Source organism: Paenibacillus agricola, assembly GCF_011440305.1.
Classification (GTDB): Bacteria; Bacillota; Bacilli; order Paenibacillales; family NBRC-103111; genus Paenibacillus_S; species Paenibacillus_S agricola.
This window is the reverse complement of sequence record NZ_JAAOIW010000001.1, coordinates 690,244-708,562: the sequence shown is the minus strand read 5'-3', so window position 1 is coordinate 708,562 and position 18,319 is coordinate 690,244. Positions and strand designations below refer to the sequence as shown.

General features: G+C 46.8%; 16 protein-coding genes. All 16 read left to right on the top strand.

Features of this window, described 5'->3' with window-relative positions:
* The first annotated feature begins 3 nt into the window (after positions 1-3).
* Positions 4-759 (top strand): cysteine hydrolase family protein, encoded by a 756-nt coding sequence (locus G9U52_RS03480; protein ID WP_166146179.1) that lies wholly within the window; start codon positions 4-6, stop codon positions 757-759.
* A 24-nt stretch (positions 760-783) separates the two neighbouring features.
* Positions 784-1,560, top strand: coding sequence for an ABC transporter ATP-binding protein (locus G9U52_RS03475; protein ID WP_166146176.1), 777 nt, complete (start codon positions 784-786; stop codon positions 1,558-1,560).
* A gap of 4 nt (positions 1,561-1,564) precedes the next feature.
* Positions 1,565-2,419 (top strand): ABC transporter permease, encoded by an 855-nt coding sequence (locus tag G9U52_RS03470; RefSeq protein ID WP_166146173.1) that lies wholly within the window; start codon positions 1,565-1,567, stop codon positions 2,417-2,419.
* A gap of 32 nt (positions 2,420-2,451) precedes the next feature.
* Positions 2,452-3,756 carry an NtaA/DmoA family FMN-dependent monooxygenase gene (locus tag G9U52_RS03465; RefSeq protein ID WP_166146170.1) on the top strand — a complete coding sequence of 435 codons (1,305 nt, stop codon included), beginning with the start codon at positions 2,452-2,454 and terminating at the stop codon, positions 3,754-3,756.
* A 58-nt stretch (positions 3,757-3,814) separates the two neighbouring features.
* Positions 3,815-4,948, top strand: coding sequence for an ABC transporter substrate-binding protein (locus G9U52_RS03460; RefSeq protein WP_166146168.1), 1,134 nt, complete (start codon positions 3,815-3,817; stop codon positions 4,946-4,948).
* A gap of 45 nt (positions 4,949-4,993) precedes the next feature.
* Positions 4,994-6,007 (top strand): aromatic ring-hydroxylating dioxygenase subunit alpha, encoded by a 1,014-nt coding sequence (locus G9U52_RS03455; protein WP_166146165.1) that lies wholly within the window; start codon positions 4,994-4,996, stop codon positions 6,005-6,007.
* Positions 6,008-6,047: 40 nt separating this feature from the next.
* Positions 6,048-7,355, top strand: a complete 1,308-nt coding sequence (locus G9U52_RS03450; protein ID WP_166146162.1) for an NtaA/DmoA family FMN-dependent monooxygenase — start codon at positions 6,048-6,050, stop codon at positions 7,353-7,355.
* A gap of 60 nt (positions 7,356-7,415) precedes the next feature.
* Positions 7,416-8,276 carry a fumarylacetoacetate hydrolase family protein gene (locus G9U52_RS03445; RefSeq protein ID WP_166146159.1) on the top strand — a complete coding sequence of 287 codons (861 nt, stop codon included), beginning with the start codon at positions 7,416-7,418 and terminating at the stop codon, positions 8,274-8,276.
* 60 nt (positions 8,277-8,336) lie between these two features.
* Entirely contained in the window at positions 8,337-9,017 is a 681-nt protein-coding gene (gene ribE, locus G9U52_RS03440) for a riboflavin synthase (protein ID WP_166146156.1), read from the top strand.
* A 4-nt stretch (positions 9,018-9,021) separates the two neighbouring features.
* On the top strand, positions 9,022-10,287 hold the full coding sequence (locus tag G9U52_RS03435) for a bifunctional 3,4-dihydroxy-2-butanone-4-phosphate synthase/GTP cyclohydrolase II (RefSeq protein WP_279538534.1): 1,266 nt from the start codon (positions 9,022-9,024) through the stop codon (positions 10,285-10,287).
* A 13-nt stretch (positions 10,288-10,300) separates the two neighbouring features.
* Positions 10,301-10,771 (top strand): 6,7-dimethyl-8-ribityllumazine synthase, encoded by a 471-nt coding sequence (ribH, locus tag G9U52_RS03430; RefSeq protein ID WP_166146153.1) that lies wholly within the window; start codon positions 10,301-10,303, stop codon positions 10,769-10,771.
* A 246-nt stretch (positions 10,772-11,017) separates the two neighbouring features.
* Entirely contained in the window at positions 11,018-12,610 is a 1,593-nt protein-coding gene (locus G9U52_RS03425; RefSeq protein WP_166146150.1) for a response regulator transcription factor, read from the top strand.
* A gap of 4 nt (positions 12,611-12,614) precedes the next feature.
* Positions 12,615-14,354, top strand: coding sequence for a cache domain-containing sensor histidine kinase (locus tag G9U52_RS03420; protein ID WP_166146147.1), 1,740 nt, complete (start codon positions 12,615-12,617; stop codon positions 14,352-14,354).
* Between the two features lie 222 nt (positions 14,355-14,576).
* Positions 14,577-15,485: an ABC transporter permease gene (locus G9U52_RS03415; RefSeq protein ID WP_166146144.1), complete on the top strand. Its 909-nt coding sequence runs from the start codon at positions 14,577-14,579 to the stop codon at positions 15,483-15,485.
* Positions 15,479-16,339: a carbohydrate ABC transporter permease gene (locus G9U52_RS03410; protein WP_375790216.1), complete on the top strand. Its 861-nt coding sequence runs from the start codon at positions 15,479-15,481 to the stop codon at positions 16,337-16,339. Before G9U52_RS03415 ends, G9U52_RS03410 begins: the two co-directional genes overlap by 7 nt.
* 25 nt (positions 16,340-16,364) lie before the next feature.
* Positions 16,365-17,888, top strand: coding sequence for an extracellular solute-binding protein (locus tag G9U52_RS03405; RefSeq protein ID WP_166146141.1), 1,524 nt, complete (start codon positions 16,365-16,367; stop codon positions 17,886-17,888).
* The last annotated feature ends 431 nt before the right edge of the window (positions 17,889-18,319 follow it).

Here is an 18,319-nt window from a genome sequence, read left to right as displayed (position 1 = left end):
AATATGCAACTTCTAGGAAATCGCCGAAACAATTGGCAGGTGACAAAGGAGCAAGTGGATCTTCAAAGATTGCCGTTGCCCACTATACCGGTCACCTTCGATGCGCAGCCCCAACGAGTTACTGTGGATCTGGCGAAATCGGCGATTGTCGTTATTGATATGCAGAACGATTTTTGTACTGCCGGCGGTTGGTTGGACTATATTGGAGCGGATTTCATGCCAGCTCGAAAACCTATCGAAACGTTAAATCGATTACTTCCTGAGTTTAGAAAAGCAGATGTTCCCGTGATTTGGCTCAATTGGGGAAACCGGCCGGATCGGTTGAATTTAAGCCCGTCCGTGCTGCATGTCTATAACCAGAGCGGTGAGGACGTTGGTCTAGGCGGGCAGCTCCCGAAAAACAAATCGGCTGTATTGGAGAAAAATAGCTGGGGGGCGGCGATTGTATCGGAATTGGAGGTTCAGGAAACGGATATCTACGTGGATAAATACCGCATGAGCGGTTTTTGGGATACCCCCCTTGACAGCGTCTTGAGAAATTTAAACGTTCATACGTTATTTTTTGCCGGGGTGAACGTGGATCAATGCGTAATGGCTACACTGGAGGATGCGGTTTGCATCGGATATGACGCCATACTGTTGGATGATTGCAGTGCGACGACCTCACCCGCGTTTTGTGAAGAAGCGACAATCTACAATATAAAACAGTGTTACGGCTTCGTCGCTCAATCGACGTCAGTCTTATCCGGGATGATGTAATGGACTTCTAAAGGGGGCAGCAATGTGTCTTATATCAAGGTATCAAATCTCAGCAAACGTTTTGTTCGCAGGGGGCAATCAACCGAAGCATTAAGCGGCATCAATTTAGATATTGACCAAGGATCATTTGTAAGCTTTATAGGTCCGAGCGGATGCGGAAAGTCGACATTACTGCGGGTTATCGGTGGTTTAATGAATGCCGAGGAAGGTGATGTCACGGTAGGCGGTCGAACGCCGCTCGAGATGCAATCCGACAAGCAATTTGGGTTTGTTCCGCAAGTCCCAGCGCTTTTTTCCTGGAGAACAGTGCTGCAAAACATGAACATTCCTTTTGAAGTGAATCGTAAGAGTAAAATTGACCTTGCAGAGCAAAAAGGAGATCCGATCGAGCTGCTACAATCCGTTGGGCTTGGGGATTTCATGCATGCCTATCCGAGGGAGCTCTCCGGGGGGATGAAGCAAAGGGTCGGCATCGCCAGGGCGTTCGGCTCCGGTGCTCCAACTTTGTTGATGGACGAACCGTTTTCTGCACTCGATGAAATTACCAGGGAATTACTTATGCACCAACTGATGAAAATTTGGGAGCAACACAAAAAGACGGTTATTTTTGTAACTCATAACATTCAAGAAGCGATTTACCTTTCGGACAAGGTCGTTATTATGTCCAGTCGCCCAGGACGTGTGTCTTATGTAATTGATATCGATTTGCCTAGACCTCGGAATGAAGCAATCATCGAAACTCCCGAATTTTATAAATATTTGGTTCAATTGCGGGAATTGCTGCGGGAAAGGTGGGAATAGCGAGATGAGTCAATCCGAATCGTCGGTTCTGGCAGTAGGCAAAAAAGGGGTGGGCGGAATGGGCAGGAAGAAACTTGCCGCCGATTCGGCGGAATCCAGAATAAAGGGAATGACGGGCACCGTTCTCACGCCACTCCTAGCTTTTGTTGTACTGTTTGGCTTATGGGAGCTTGTGATTCGTGTATTTTCAATTAAAATGGTCATTTTACCGGCTCCATCCGGCATATTTGCCGAATTAGCTCGTAATTTCAGTTTTTATATGCCGCATATTTGGATTACATTCTATGAAGCGACTCTTGGATTTTTAATCGGATCGTTTGTTGCATTGATGGCCGGCGTATTAATGTCCCAGTCCCGTTTATTGGAGCGTGCGCTGCTGCCGATTGCTGTAATGGCCAATGTGACGCCGATCGTTGCCATCGCACCCTTGTTCATTGTTTGGTTTGGCTTCGGAGGGCTTCCCAAAATACTCTTGGCAGCGATTAGTACATTTTTTCCGATGCTGATTAACTCGATCATAGGCTTCCGTTCGATCGACGATAACAACTATGAATATTTGCAGTCCTTACATGCCAGTAAATTTGAGATCTTTTTGAAGCTTCGTTTGCCGAATAGCCTGCCGTTTATTTTTGCCGCCGCGAGGACGGGCATGAGCATGGGTGTCATCGGAGCTATTGTCGGTGAAATGTACGGTGGAAGTGAAGGGTTAGGTAATGTGCTTACAGTATCTGCAAATTACTTGCAAATGGAACGTATGTTCGCATGTATTTTATTGCTGGCGCTGATGGGTATATTGCTGACTAACCTCGTAAAGGTATTCGAACGCAGGTTCTTGCATTGGCACAGCTCTGCACAATAAAGGTTGGATTTCCATAGAAGAGAGGGTTAAACATGACAAAAAAGATTCATTTTGGATGGTTTTCCCAATATGCGGGACCTGTCGGCTTTAATAATCCTAAAGCTACAGAAGGAGCGGACTGGCGGCAGCCGGATATGTATCAGAAAATGGCGCAAATATGTGAGAAAGGCAAATTTGATTTTGCTCTGTTTGCTGATCATCTCGGCATATCGTCCGATTCCGGAAAATCTATCGATTCTCATGTGTTGCAAGGCGTGACCGTATGCCATGACTCAACGGTATTGGCCGCCATGGTAGCAGCCCAAACCAACCATCTGGGGGTTGGAGCAACCTTGTCCACGTCATTAACGCTGCCTTATCAGCTTGCCCGTCAGCTTGCTTCACTGGACCATCTGAGCAAGGGGCGCGTCGCTTGGAACATAGTGACGTCGTACAGTAAGTCAGCTTTTGATAATTTTGGCCATGACAGCGTACCAGAGCATGATGCGCGTTATGACCAAGCGGATGAATTTATGGAATTGTGCTATCAGTTGTGGAACAGCTGGGAGAAAGATGCAGTAGTTATGGACAAGGAAAGTGGAATGTTTGCCGATCCGAGTAAAGTGAAGCCGATTCATTTCGAAGGAGATTATTATAAGTGCGCCGGACCGCTCAATATGGTACCCCCGGTAGAAGGCAAACCGGTAACTATTCAAGCTGGTTCGTCCGATCGTGGTATGGAATTCGCGTCTAGATGGGCTGATGCGGTCATCGTAGCTAAGCAAACGGTGGATGACATGAAGATATACTATGACAGCTTAAAGGGACGACTGCACAAGTATGGACGGAATCCGGAAGAGGTAAAGGTCTTATTCATTATTAAGCCCATATTTGCAGCGACAGAGGAGCTTGCCAGACAAAAGGCTGCGGAGCCAGTGTCGGATTACGACCTCCATAGGGCGATATCGCAGTTGTCTACAAGAATGAATAGGGACTTAACCCAGTTAGACCTCGACGAGCCGGTACCTACGATGAGTGAGAAGGAAATTACGGGTGGCCAGACCACCTTGTCGCGACATCAGACTCAGGGTCAACGTCCGACATTGAGACAGATTGCAACCAAAGAGGTCGTCGGAAACAATCTGGATATTGTCGGTACTCCTGAGCAGGTAGCAGATCAGCTGCAGCTTATTATGGAAACCATTGGAGGAGACGGTTTTGTTCTACGGGTAAACCCGCATGAACATCAGTACATGCAGGAGTTCGTAGATATGGTGGTTCCTGTTCTTCAGCAGCGGGGAGCTATGAGAGCCGAATATACAGGGCATACCCTTCGTGACAACTTGCTGGAATACTAACAATAAATAGATGGCAGGGCCGAAGATGATAACTCTATCAGATGAGAGGGTGGGAAAGATGAAGAATAATAAAAGGTTTTGGGGAGCAATGGCGTTAAGCGTTATGATGGTAGTTTTGGCTGCTTGTGGAGGAAACGGATCCGCGAAACCAGCTGAAACGACGGGACCCGCGAATGCAGCAAGTACGCCAGTAACGACAAGCGGCATTAACTGGGGAGAGCGAATCGCTGCAAACAAAGCTGCCGGTGAAATCACGACTATGACTAGCTTTAACTATTCAGCAAACATCGCGAATACGAATGCATGGATCGCGGATGAGCTTGGGTTCTTCAAAGAGTTAGGACTTAATGTGAGTGTAATGCCCGGATTGAGTGCTGACGCTATGAAATTGCTTGCTGTCGGAAAGCTGCAAGTGGCTCACGCCGGTTCGGCGAGCGAGGTTGCCCAGTCTGTGGCGAACGGCGCTGAGATCAAGGGGATTCTAGCGATGGCACCGGTCGGATTGAGCGTATTGATCACGCTGGAGGAATCGGGTATAAAAACGGTTAAAGACCTGGAAGGTAAAATGATAGGGTATAAAGGAGCCATGCCTGCCCATATTACGGCGATGCTTAAAAAGGGAGGCGCGGATCTATCGAAAATTAAACAAGTAGGTGTAGGTTTTGACCCTACGATATTAAAAACTACCGAAGTTGTTGCGATCACGGGCTTTAAATCAAACGAACCTTATCAATTGGAAAAGCTCGGTTACAAAGTCCGTATACTGGATCCGGAAGAATTAGGGGTGAATACTTCGTTCGGGATTGTAGCTGCGAATAACGATTTTGCCGCCAAGCATCCGACTGCAGTAGAAGATTATTTGAGAGCACTCCTTAAGGCGCAAGAATGGATTGTGAAAAATCCAGCAGAGACGATTAAAATTTTAGAAAAACGGGCAGGCGGTAATTATAATGTGGAAATTGAAAGCAATCGCCTAAAAGTGGAAACGGGATTAATTGAAACTGCAAAGCATAAGGGTGTAGGGCTCGGCGTATTCACGAAAGAGCAATGGCAATCTGAGATCAACATCTTGAATGAAAGCGGAGTGCTGATGAAACCAGTGACGGCAGAACAAGTAGCAGATGCTCAATATATATCTAAAGTTTATGACGGCGAGAAATTAGTATGGCCGGAACAAGCGGCAAAAAAATAAATAGGCATTAAAAGAGGTGGGCGTTAAGAGGAGGAGGAAGTAATTATGCTACAAACCAAGCAAAAAGTACTAAGATCATTTTATTATCCTGTCATGCCAATTGCGGATCTTCAGGATGGTCCCAAGCCGTTCAAAATAATGGGTGAAAATATCGTCTTGTGGCTGGATGAAGAACAGAAACCTGCGGCAGCGATCGATCGGTGTTGCCATCGTACAGCTAAGCTGTCTAAGGGTGAGCTTCGGAACGGCTGCATCGTCTGCCCATATCATGGCTGGTCTTTTAACAGAGACGGCAAATGTACCTGGTTTCCGCAATCGGAGCTGGAAGATCCACCAAAAGTGTACAAAATTCAAGGCTACCACTGCGAGGAAAGGTACGGTTACGTATGGGTGGCATTGGCTGCGCCCATTACGGAGCTCCCTAAGTTTAGATATTCAGACAATCCTGAATTTCGCAAGGTGGATGAATTTTATGAAGTCATCCATTGCGCCGGTTTACGGTTGATGGAAAATTCGTTTGATGTGGCGCACGTAAATTTCGTTCATAAAAATACGTTTGGGGATGTCGACAATCCGAAACCGCCGAAAGTGACCATTACCTCGAATGACTGGGGCTTTGAAGCCTACATGGAAATTCCGGTTCATAACAAATTGAATCAAGAAGTGAAGGCGTTGAATATGGATGCAGATAGAACAGTGCGTAAGCAAGTCAGTGAATGGTTCATGCCCTTTATTCGGCAAACCAACATTACGTATCCGACGGGACTGATTCATTCGATTGTCACATGCACCACGCCGATCGACGACGATACCTGCCAACTGGTGCAGTTCGTTTATCGGAACGATCGTGAAGAAGATGTTCCTGCGACGAGTATCATTGCCTTTGACCGAAAAGTGGTCGATGAAGATATGGAAGTGCTGGAAACGACGGAAACCAATGTATCTCTGGATATTACTAAGAAGTTAGAAAACCATATGCTTTCTGACCATCCGGGAATTTTGATGAGAAAGATGCTTCTGGCGCTTTTGGAAAAGCACGGCGAACAGGAAGTGTACTGACGTCTGCAGCCATGATTAACTCATAGAGAGGAAGACTCCGTTGAAAAAGAAAATTCACTTTGGTTGGTTTACTGAATACGGTCCGATCGGCTGGGACGGTCCAGATGCGGTGGAGGGAGACTGGCGGCAGCCGGAGTTGTATCAGAAAATGGCGCAAATTTGCGAGAAAGGCATGTTTGACTTTGCACTGTTTGCGGATCATTTAGGAATTACAGCTTCCTTCAAAGGTTCAATAGATAACTATGTGAAATATGGTTTGAACGGGATCAACCACGATTCGACGCTGCTCGCTACGATGGTCGCAGCAGCGACAAAACATATGGGTGTCGGCACGACCGTGTCGACGATGCTTACCCCTCCTTATCTTTTGGCACGCCAGACTGCATCGTTGGATCACCTTTCCAAGGGGCGAGTGGCTTGGAATGTGGTCACAACGGGCAACGCTGCCGGCTTTTTAAATTTCGGTATTGATCAATTGCCAGATCACGATGCGCGTTATGAGCAAGCTGAAGAATATATGGAGCTGTGCTTTAAATTGTGGGGCAGTTGGGAACCAGACTCGGTCATTATGGACAGAAAAACGGGCATTTTTGCAGATCCGGAGAAAGTACATCCGATCGATTTTGAAGGCGAATATTACAAGAGCCGTGGCCCGCTGAATGTATTGCCATCACCTCAGGGCAGACCGACGATCATTCAGGCGGGCTCGTCGCAACGAGGCAAAGACTTCGCGGCAAAGTGGGCGGATGTCGTCATCGTGGGTGCGCATTATGTGGACGACATGAAGGCTTACTATGACGACATGAAGGAGCGCGTGATCAAATTCGGACGCAAACCGGAACAATTGAAGGTGTTCTTTATTATTAAGCCGGTGCTGGGGCAGACGGAGGAACAAGTCAACCAGAAGCTGGAGGCTCTGAAGCATCCGCCGGAGTCGCTCATTCATGCCGCATTGTCTGCTCTTTCGTCCAGAATGAGCTTCGACTTGTCCAAGTTTAACATCGATGAACCGCTGCCCGCGATCGATGAGAAGGAAATCCAAGGTGGTCAAACGACTTTGTCCCGGTTTTATACTTCAGGTCGCTGCCCAACGCTTAGGGAGGTCGCCATCCAAGAGGCTGCCGGTAACAAAGGATCCATTGCAGGCACGCCAGAGCAAGTGGCGGATCAATTGCAGCATATTATGGAATCGGTTGGCGGGGACGGTTTTGTCCTTAGGGTGGACACTCACGACCACAGCTACATGCAGGAGTTTGTAGACACGGTTGTTCCTATTCTGCAAGAAAGAGACTTGATGCGCAAGGAATATACGGGGAATACGCTGCGTGAAAACGTAATGGAATTTTAAGGGGCATGGTTGCCCAATAGTGTCAATAGGTGATTCAACGAAGCGATCGGAGATGAAGAAATGGAGCTAACGACACTGAAAGTGAATTCGGAGGAAATCGTAGCTATCTACACCTCCCACGGATATGTTGCACTGGATTCGTTTCATAGGGAAGACGGCGGGAGATGGCCGAGAACGTTAATAGAGCTCATTAGGGAAGGTTTGATGGATGAACTCGGTGAATGGTATCGAAACGGCGGCGTCCACAAGCTCGCAAATTTGCCAGTGATCCCTCATAAGGAAGCAGTTTTCGCGCCATTATATCGGAATCCCGAGAAGATTTGGGGAATCGGTATGAATTATGTGCAGGACCCCGCAGAGCTGGAGCTCAAAAATCCGGACGACGAGCCGGTCGGTTTTATGAAGCCGTCTACGACGTTGATCGGTCCCGGAGACTCGATTATGTTACCGGACGATTGCGGAACGATCACCGCCGAAGCAGAGTTAACTATCGTCATCGGGAAAAAATGCCGCAATATTTCGGAGTCTGAAGCGCCCTCGGTCGTGGCTGGATTTACAATGGCCTTAGATATGACGGCTGCCGATATTCACAGTAAAAATCCAAGGTTTTTAACAAGAGCGAAGAGCTACGATACGTTCTTTAGCTTTGGTCCCCATTTGATTACTGTCGACGAAATTCCCGACGTACTCGATCTCAACGTTTTTACCGTCCTTAATGGAGAAAAGGTGCATCAAAACCGCATTTTTAATATGAAGTATCGGCCTTGGTTTACGGTCGCTTTCCATTCCCAATTCATGACGCTCCTTCCAGGTGACCTGATCATGACCGGAACACCTGGACCGGTCATCATACGTAACGGTGATCGTGTAGAATGCCGGATCAATGACTTCCTGCCGCTGGTAAATCCGGTCGTCGGTTGAGTTCTTGAGATAATTGGTGCATGTTTTATATCCGTGGGAAGCGAGGTGGAAAGGTTCCATATGTTTACTGGACTGGTTGAAGAAGTCGGATCGTTGCAAACTATAAACAGGCAAGGCGAGTCGCTGGTGCTTACGATTCGTGCTAAGCGTGTTTTGGAAGGTGTCTGTCTTGGGGACAGCATTTCGGTAAACGGTGCATGCTTAACCGTCATTCGGTTTGATACTCATACGGTCTCGATGGATGTAACGCCGGAAACGTTCCGCCGGACGACATTGAATCGACTCGTCCCCGGCGAACGTGTGAATTTGGAACGCGCCATGCAGGCGACGGCCCGATTTGGCGGGCATATTGTTCAGGGCCATGTAGACGGAATCGGATTTATCAGGAATAGAGAAGTGCAGGTTAATGCTGTTTACTTTACGGTTGAACCCCAAGATCCAAGCTTATTTCGGTATATGATCCCGAAGGGCTCTGTCGCGATTGATGGCATCTCATTAACTGTAGTCGATACTGAGGGGCTGTGTTTCCGCGTTTCCATTATTCCGCATACGCTTGCTGATACGGCGCTGCAGTATAAGAGGCCAGGAGACTCGGTTAATTTGGAAACGGATGTTATAGGAAAATATGTAGAGCACTTGCTGTCATGGAACGCTATGGATGAAACGGGATCGAGACCCGTAAAGCGCAGCAGCGGATCACGTTTATCGGAGGCCTTTTTAAAAGAAAACGGGTTTCTATAACAGCATGATTGGAACGGAAACGGAGGGGAAGTTGATGGCGACTCGGTCGATGTTCGATAGCATAGAGGAAGCCATACATGATTTGAAATTGGGCAAGCCGGTCATTGTGGTCGATGACGAAAATCGGGAGAATGAAGGAGATTTCATTGCACTTGCGGAGAAAGCGAAGCCAGAGGTCATTAATTTTATGATTAAAGAGGGTCGGGGGCTTGTCTGTGTGCCCATTACCGAGGAACGGGCGCTAGAGCTCGATTTACAGCCGATGGTTCCACATAACACCGATTATCACAAAACCGCGTTCACGATTTCCGTCGATTATGTGGGGACAACGACAGGCATTTCTACGCACGAGCGCTCTCAAACGGTTCAAGCGTTGATTGATTCCAGCTCTAGGCCAGGCGATTTCCGCCGCCCTGGGCATATGTTCCCGCTTATTGCCAAGAAAGGCGGTGTGCTGCGCCGTGCCGGCCATACAGAAGCGTCTATCGACTTGGCTCTCATGTGTGGGAGTTATCCAGCCGCAGTCATTTGCGAGGTTATTAAAGAGGATGGCGAGATGGCTCGAGTGCCGGATTTGCGCAAAATCGCCGATCAGTTTGATTTAAAGCTGATCACTATTAAAGAGCTGATTCGGTACCGTAACGCGAAGGAAAAGCTTGTCCACCGCGAGGTAGAGGTGAAGATGCCGACAGATTTCGGCACATTCCGCGCTATCGCTTATACGAATGAGGTGGATGGCAAAGAGCATGTTGCATTCGTCAAGGGCGAGATTGATCCGGAGCAGCCGGTGCTTGTACGTGTCCACTCGGAATGCCTGACGGGCGATGTATTCCATTCGCAACGGTGCGATTGCAGAATGCAGCTGGCCGCTGCGCTGCGGGCAATTGAGGCGAACGGCTCCGGGGTGCTCCTTTATATGAGACAAGAGGGTCGCGGGATTGGGCTTATTAATAAATTGAAAGCTTATCAGCTGCAGGAGCAGGGATTGGATACGGTTGACGCGAATCTTAAGCTGGGATTTGCTCCCGATCTCAGGGAATACGGGATAGGCGCGCAAATATTAAAAGACTTGGGTGCTCGCTCGATTCGATTGTTAACGAATAATCCTAGGAAAATTGCGGGTTTAGAAGGGTATGGTTTATATATTGAGGAGCGGCTGCCGCTCCAGATGCAAGAGAACGAAGTGAACAGCAAATATTTACACACGAAACAGGAAAAGCTCGGACATCTACTTCAATTCGCGGATAAAGTCGATACAAATATATCATAAGGAGGATCATCTCATGGTACACTATTATGAAGGCAATCTGATTTCGGAAGGTAAAAAGTACGGTATTGTTGTCGGTCGATTTAACGAATTTATCTCCTCTAAGCTGCTCAGCGGGGCGCTTGATGCCCTCAAGCGCCATGGTGTGGCCGATGATGAAGTTAGCGTCGCTTGGGTGCCAGGCGCATTCGAAATTCCGCTAATCGCTCAGAAGATGGCAGAGAGCGGCCGATTCGACGCCGTGATTACGCTTGGTGCGGTCATTCGCGGATCTACGCCGCATTTTGATTATGTTTGCAGCGAAGTGTCCAAGGGTGTAGCGGCTATTTCGCTCAAGACTGGCGTTCCTACCGTCTTCGGCGTATTGACGACCGACTCCATCGAGCAAGCTGTCGAGCGTGCCGGTACGAAAGCTGGCAACAAAGGCTGGGACGCGGCGGCTATCGCCATCGAGATGGCAAATCTGATTCCCCAATTCGATAAATAAAAATGTGCTTTTCCATAGGCTGCAACCTTCGACCCGAGACAGGGATCGGAGGTTTTTTTATTTGGAAACATGACGAGGTTGACATCGGATATGCTACATTATTGGCATATGGATACAGAAATTACTGAATGGCATTTATAGAGGGTTGTGGTATGCTGTAGGCATATTTCTAATGTCGATCCTGGAAGGGTATAAGACATTCTATGGATAAAGGGTCTAACTGGAGAAAGAAGGAGGGGGCTTAAGGTGGGTGAATATGGGGGATCCAAGGGCGTGGCTAAAAACTTGCTGAGGATCATTATTGTGGATGACGAGCTTCCTATTAGGCAAAGGCTGCAGATGTTTGATTGGTTGGCTTGTGGTGCCGAAGTCGTCGGAGAAGCAGAGAATGGTGAGGAAGCGCTTGATTTATGTGCCAGCCTGCTGCCTGATATTGTGTTCACTGATATTAAAATGCCGGTCATGACCGGTCTTGATTTATTAAAACAAATTTCACAGGAATACCCTGAGATTCCTGTTGTACTCATAACGAGCTTTGATGATTTTAACTATGTCCACCAAGCCTTAAAGATGGGTGCCGTAGATTACTTAATGAAGGTCACCTTGCGACAGGAGGAACTGGCGCAAACGATCGATAAAGCGAGAGCCTGGATTCAGAACCGTTTTTCACAGAAGGAATATGAGCGGGGAGAGCTGCGCAAGCATAAATCCCAGATGTTTCGCCAAATGCTAGGGCATTCCCAGCCACAGCCGCAAGAGCAATCACAGGAGCTGTTAAAGGAATTACTGCAGCCAGAGCGTCTGCCTGAGCTTCCATTTCGTTTTATTCGCCTCATCACCCGCGTCAAGCGTGAGGACGAAATGGTCGTTGACCAGCAGCTCCAAGAAGTGCTGAATGTGCTGCAAAAGAAAAATAAACCAGCAGGCCCCTGCTATTGGTTCTGGTTTTCCATTAACTTGGGCGATTATCTGGTTTGGTTTCCACATGCCCAAACGTTGGATGAGCTTACAGCTGCTGCAAACCATATGTTAAGCCATATTCGGGCATCCTTGGCAACGAGCATGCCCTATTTATTCCATGAAGCTGCCGTCTATGCCATTATAAGCAGCGAAGTACATAGCTACAGCGAATACCGTGAAGTGTTTCGCGAAACCTTTTATTGGGTCGATTATTGTTTTTTTAATGAGGATTATTCCGTATTTATGGGTAAGCCTGTGCCGATGCAGGTGATGGATGGCAAGCTGGAGTTCGAATTACGCACAGGCTTTCGCCGCAGCTTAACCGATATATCGAGCTTTAACGAATACATAAGGAATGACTTTAATGCGTGGATGCTAAAGCATCGGGTACATCCGGCAGGGATACGGATGTTCCTCAAATCGGAGCTGCAGGAATGGAATTCAGGCTCCAAGGATATCGCCCAGGACCATAATCAGCTAGCCACACGGATCGACCAATCCGCAACGATGGATGAGCTGATCTCGAATATGATTTATTGGATGGAGGATAAACGCGGAGATTTTGTGAGAACCGAAATACGCAGAGCCAAGGAAATGATTCAACAGCGGTTAGGCGAGCCAGTAACCTTATCGGCGATTGCTGAGGAGGTTGGGCTGAGCGGTGATTATTTTGGCAGGCTGTTCCATGAAGAGCTGGGGATGACCTTCAAGGAATATTTGACCCGCTGCCGGATCGAGAAAGCGATTGAGCTTTTGCAAACGACGAATTTGAAAGTATACACGGTATCCGAAATGGTAGGCTTCCCAAGCTATCGTTATTTTGCTCCATTATTCCGTAAATTCACCGGCCTCTCACCATCTGATTATAAGCGGGGGTAACATCATGCTCGGACGTATATATCGTATGAGGCTCGCAACCAAACATTTTATTTTCCTGTTCTTAGGGGGACTGCTTGTATTCGGTGTTCTTGCTGGAAGTACCTTAGTGCAATCGGAGCAGCTGTTTCGCAGCCAAACTATCCGGGATTCCGAGGTTATCATCAGCCGTACGAATGATTATTTGGATGCTTACCTGGAAAATGTCCAACATGTTATTTTGCAGCTGGCGTCCAGAACGGATATTCTCGATAATCTTGACCCCGCCTATACCGAAAAAGCGTTGCAGGAATATGCGGATAGGAATAATTCGATCATTAGTACCATCCTGCTGGTTAAGGAAGACGGAACGATGCTGAGCAATGCCCCGCTTTATTACGACATTCTCGGCTATGGGGAGCTACCCAATGTATTTGAGCTCGCCGAAGGCAATTATGGCGGAATCAATTGGAGTGAGCCCTATTGGTCGCCATTATCCCAGCATACCGTAGCTTTTGTCCGTCCAGTGGGCAGCTCACAAAAAAGTATCATCGTGATCGAAATTAATTTAAAGGAATTTTCTTCGCGGCTAGCTACACTGAGCAGTAATGACTTCCAAACCTTTATGATCCTCTCAGCGGGTGGGCGCCTTGTGGTGGGCAATCCCTACAGCAAATTATTGCCATACCCGTCTTATCCTCCCGAGCTTCCAGGAGATTTGACCGCCCAGTTATCTGGGCTGCCGACAGGAACCAGCGAGCTTGCGGCCAGTAATAAACAATTAATTGCCATCAAGTCGAACATGAACCGATTGGGCTGGAGCTTGGTTTCTGTATTGGACAAGGGCTATTTTTACGGAAATATTGGTGAATTGTATGCTACTTATGGCAGGGCAGCCTTGCTCTTGGTGATCATCCTTATTGTAGGTGCGCTTATGATTAGCAGAACCTTTTCCTATCCAATTATTACTTTGGCCAAAAAGATGGATCGCGTTCAGGATATTGATGTCCCTTCCTATTTAAGTGTGTCGAGGGGCGATGAAATAGGTGATTTGGCCAGAAGCTACAATTCCTTGATGGCTCGGATCAGCATACTGAGCAAAGATATTGTCGAGATGGAAGTGAAAAAAAGAAGCTATGAAATCCGCATGCTACAAAACCAAATCGGGCCACATTTTTTATATAACACGCTTGCCTGCATAGCCAGCCTGGCCTACCAGAACAAAAACGACCAGGTTCAGGAGACGATCAACTCGCTGGTAGGTTTATTAAGTATTACGATGGGTAAAGAATCGCCGCTGACGACACTTGCCGAAGAAATTCAAGGGATTGAAATGTTTACGCAAATCCAAAATGTGAGGTATGGCAACCGCTTCACCCTGAAATTGGAAATTGATCCAAGCGTGGCCCATGTGCTGATGCCCCGCTTAACGCTGCAACCACTTGTCGAGAATGCGATTTTTCATGGCATTGTTCCTACCCGCCAGCATGGCATCATTACGATCCGGGCGTTCCGTCATAGGAAGGGTGTGCGCATTTATATCCGTAATAATGGAGTCGGCATTAACAAACGGTTTTTTCAAAAGCTGTTGGAGGGTCATTCGGATGATACTGACTTGAACCAAGCGGACGGGCTTGGCGTTTACAACGTTAACCATCGGTTATTTTTGTATTTCGGAAAGCCCTACGGGCTGAGGGCAAACGGTATTCATACAGGTACGGTGCTGAGTGTGCATATACCTTATACGACGAAGCGAGACCCATTGTAAGTGGATGGGCAAAAGGGCAAGGGGTAGAGCTTCGGCTGCCTTCGCCTTTACCACAGAGGATCGAGAAGGAAGCGGGGGCATAGGCTCGGCTTCTTTTTGGTATGGGGCGATCTAACGGAAATAGAGGAGAAAATCACGGTATTTATGTATAGAGTTGCATCCGGCGACTTGATAAACTTAAGTAGTCAACAACGCAAAACTTGGAGGAGGTCCCAAACTTGAATGCTGCTCAATAGACACAAATGGAATAAGTATTTTGCTTACTACACGATGCTGCTGCCGGGGGTCATTTATTACATTGTTTACAAGTATTTTCCGATGTATGGGTTGATCATTGCTTTCAAAAATTTCAGCATTTTGGATGGGATTGTCGCCAGCCCTTGGAACGATCCTTGGTATGGGCACTTCCAGGAGTTTTATCAGTCGCCTTACTTTTGGCAGCTGCTGGAGAACACCTTTTTGTTAAGCGTTTACAAAATGGTTGCAGGTATCGTACCGCATATTGTGCTCGCGATTTTCCTGTTTGAATGCAGGGTCATCTGGTTTCGCAATGTGGTGCAGACGCTTAGCTACATGCCCCATTTCTTATCGTGGGTCATTATTTACGGGATTTTGATTGCGTTCCTGTCGCCTAGCTCAGGCCTCATCAATAGCTGGATCGTAGGCGCAGGTATGCAGCCAATCGCGTTTATGTCTTCGGTGGATTGGTTCCGAAGCGTACTTGTAGGGTCAGACCTATGGAAGGATCTTGGCTGGGGAGCGATCATCTATTTGGCATCAATGGCGGGCATTAACCCTGCGCTGTATGAAGCTGCCAAAGTAGATGGAGCCAATAAGTTTCGGATGATCTGGCATATTACATTACCAGGCATACGCAACGTCATTGTGATGATGGTCATCCTAAAGCTGGGCCATATCCTTGACGCTGGATTCGAGCAGGTGTACTTGTTGTATAATATTAGCGTTTACGAGGTATCGGATATTTTGGATACCTGGGTGTTCCGAACAGGGCTTGAGCAGTTGAATTTCAGTCTTGCCGCTGCTGTGGGATTATTCAAATCTTTAATTGGGCTTGTACTGGTCCTCCTATCCAATCAGTTGGCGAAGAAGTGGGGTGAGGGCATTTGGTAAACTGGAGATCCGACCAATTATTTAATGTTCTGATGTATGTCACGCTTACGTTGGTATCGGTGGCAGCCCTGTTTCCGATGCTTTACGTTGTATCCGTATCCATTACACCTTACACAGAGCTATTGCGCAATGGTGGGTTTATTGTGATCCCAAGATCGGTTACTTTTGCAGCGTATCGAGAATTATTTAATCAGCCTTATATTCTAAGCGCCTTTAATGTTACGCTTTTTATCACCATTGTCGGAACCGCAATTAACCTCGTGCTAACAACATTAATGGCTTTTCCGCTAAGCCGTAAAGGCTTGCCTGGACGTAATATTGTGCTCATGATGGTCGTGTTGACCTTGTTATTCAGTGGAGGGATCATTCCTACCTATTTGATTGTCAAAGATACGGGGCTGCTGGATTCGGTTTGGTCAATGATCATTCCAAATGCAATATGGAGCTTTAATGTATTAATTATGAAAAGCTTTTTCGAAAATTTACCGGAAGAAATTATGGAGTCTGCAAGAATGGACGGATCATCCGAATACGGCCTGCTCCTCAAAATTGTGATTCCGTTATCAGTGCCGGTTATGTTTACCTTAGGCTTGTTTTATTTGGTGGGCCATTGGAACGAATTTTATCAGGCGATCATGTATGTGACGAAGCCAGAAATTCAGCCTTTACAAGTCGTAATCCGCAATATGTTGATGAAGGCGCACAGCCAAGTGGAAAGTGTGGATGAGACCATACCCACAATGACCTTACAGATGGCAGCCGTCGTTTATGCCTCTTTACCGATTATCGTGTTTTACCCGTTTATCCAAAAGCATTTTTCCAAAGGGATTATTATTGGCGCTATCAAAGGATAAATATAAATAGAAAGAGGGAGTTCGAATGAATCGAAAATTTACAATGGTTATATCCATGCTTGTTACAGGGGGATTATTGGCAGGCTGCTCGGGGGGAGCCACTACGGCAGGTACCGATGCGAACAAAGCAAAAGAAACAGCGACAGTCAAAACACCGGAAAAACCAGTGAAAATTGAAGTGGCACGTCCTGGAGGCAATTTGCCAAAGCCGGAAGAAGATTTGGTGAAGCAAGGTATTGATAAAAAGCTTAATGTCGATTTCAACCTGGTAATGATTGGCGGAACGGATTACAAAAACCAAATCAATGTAAGGCTGGCTGCGGGGAATTATCCGGATGTGTTCGAGCTGGAGCCTGGAGAAATCAAAAGCTTTGCCGACAAAGGGCTGCTGCTTGATTTGACCCCTTATGTGGAGAAGCTAAAGCCTGTGCTTGATTTCCAAGGCAAGGAGGATTTTGAGCGGGGCGTAATTGGCGGCAAGCAATTTGCGATTGGGCGTGATGCCAACCTTCCATTTAATACGTTTCTGATCCGCAAGGATTGGCTGGATAAGCTTGGAATGAAAGCGCCAACGACACTCGAAGAATTCAAGACGGTAGCCAAAGCATTTGTTGAGCAGGATCCCGATGGGAATGGCAAAAAGGATACGATTGGCCTGACAGGCTTTGAGTTCGATACGTTTGCTCCGTTATTTGGCTCCTTTGGCGTAGGCAGTCCAGGCAATCTGTATTTGAAAAATGGCAAGCTGACCGATGCGATGTTTGACCCTGCTATGAAGGATGCGCTCACGTATATTAAAGATCTGATTGATTCAGGTGGCGTAGATATGGAATATATAACGAATAAAAACGGGCTTGCTCTCGAAAAAGCGTATCAAGGCAAAGCGGGTATTATTTATACGGGCTGGCAGAGCTTTCTTAGAAAAGATAGCGAGCTGAAATGGAAAAGTGTGAATCCGAATGCCCAGTGGGTGCAAATGGCTTCCCCAACAGGACCAGGCGGACAATTTGATGCTTCCTATGATTATGGTAAAGCCCCTCAATATTTCGTCATCTCCAAAGCCGTCGAGAAGGATCCGGCCAAGCTGCAAAAAATATTGGATGTCTTCAACTATATGGCAAGCCCTGAAGGCTTGAATTTGGTTTCCTACGGTGTGGAAGGACGGCATTATAAGCTCAACGGCGGCAAGGTTGAACCTACCGAGCTGATGGACACAGAGGGCGGCTACTTCTCCCTATACCAAATGGCTGGACGTAAGGAATTGGAGTACCTATCCACTCGCTTCCCTTATGTAGAGAAGGAGCTTAAGTTCACGAATGAGCAGCCACGCATTAAAATTTTGAACGGCTATATTTATAACTACCCAGCCGGCTTTAACAAAAACGATATGGATCGCTTCACCAAAGACGAGATCATTAAGTTTATCCACGGCAAACGCCCGTTAACGGAATACGACCAATTCTTGGGCACGTTGAACTCGACCTTTAAGAATGATGCTTATCTGGAGCATGCTGCAAAGCTTTTGAAGGAAAAGGGTGTTTTGAAATAAATAAAGAACAACAATGGGAAAATAATTGTGTGTTCCCTATTATTGAATAAAACCGTCTGTGGGATGATTCCCGCTAGCGGTTTTTTTGCTTATTTTTAAGTTTACAAAAGTGCAGGATGTAACTAAACCAAGACGGTCATCAACGGTGTATGCAGTCCTTTCTTTGCGTTAAGGCCAGAAAGCAGAGTTATTCTGGAATTTATGGGTCTGTAGGCGTGGAAGTATAAATCTTGTGATTTACTTCACATAGTTGTCAACACCATGCCACGAATCAGACACGATCATAGCCCTTTTGAGTATTGGATTAGCCAATATTATTAGTATAATAGGTGTTATAAACCAAATCCTAATTGTTGGATTGGCATCACAGACTCAGGATATGTGAAGAACAAGGAACAGTCATGACATTATTGTGAATATTTTCACATAAT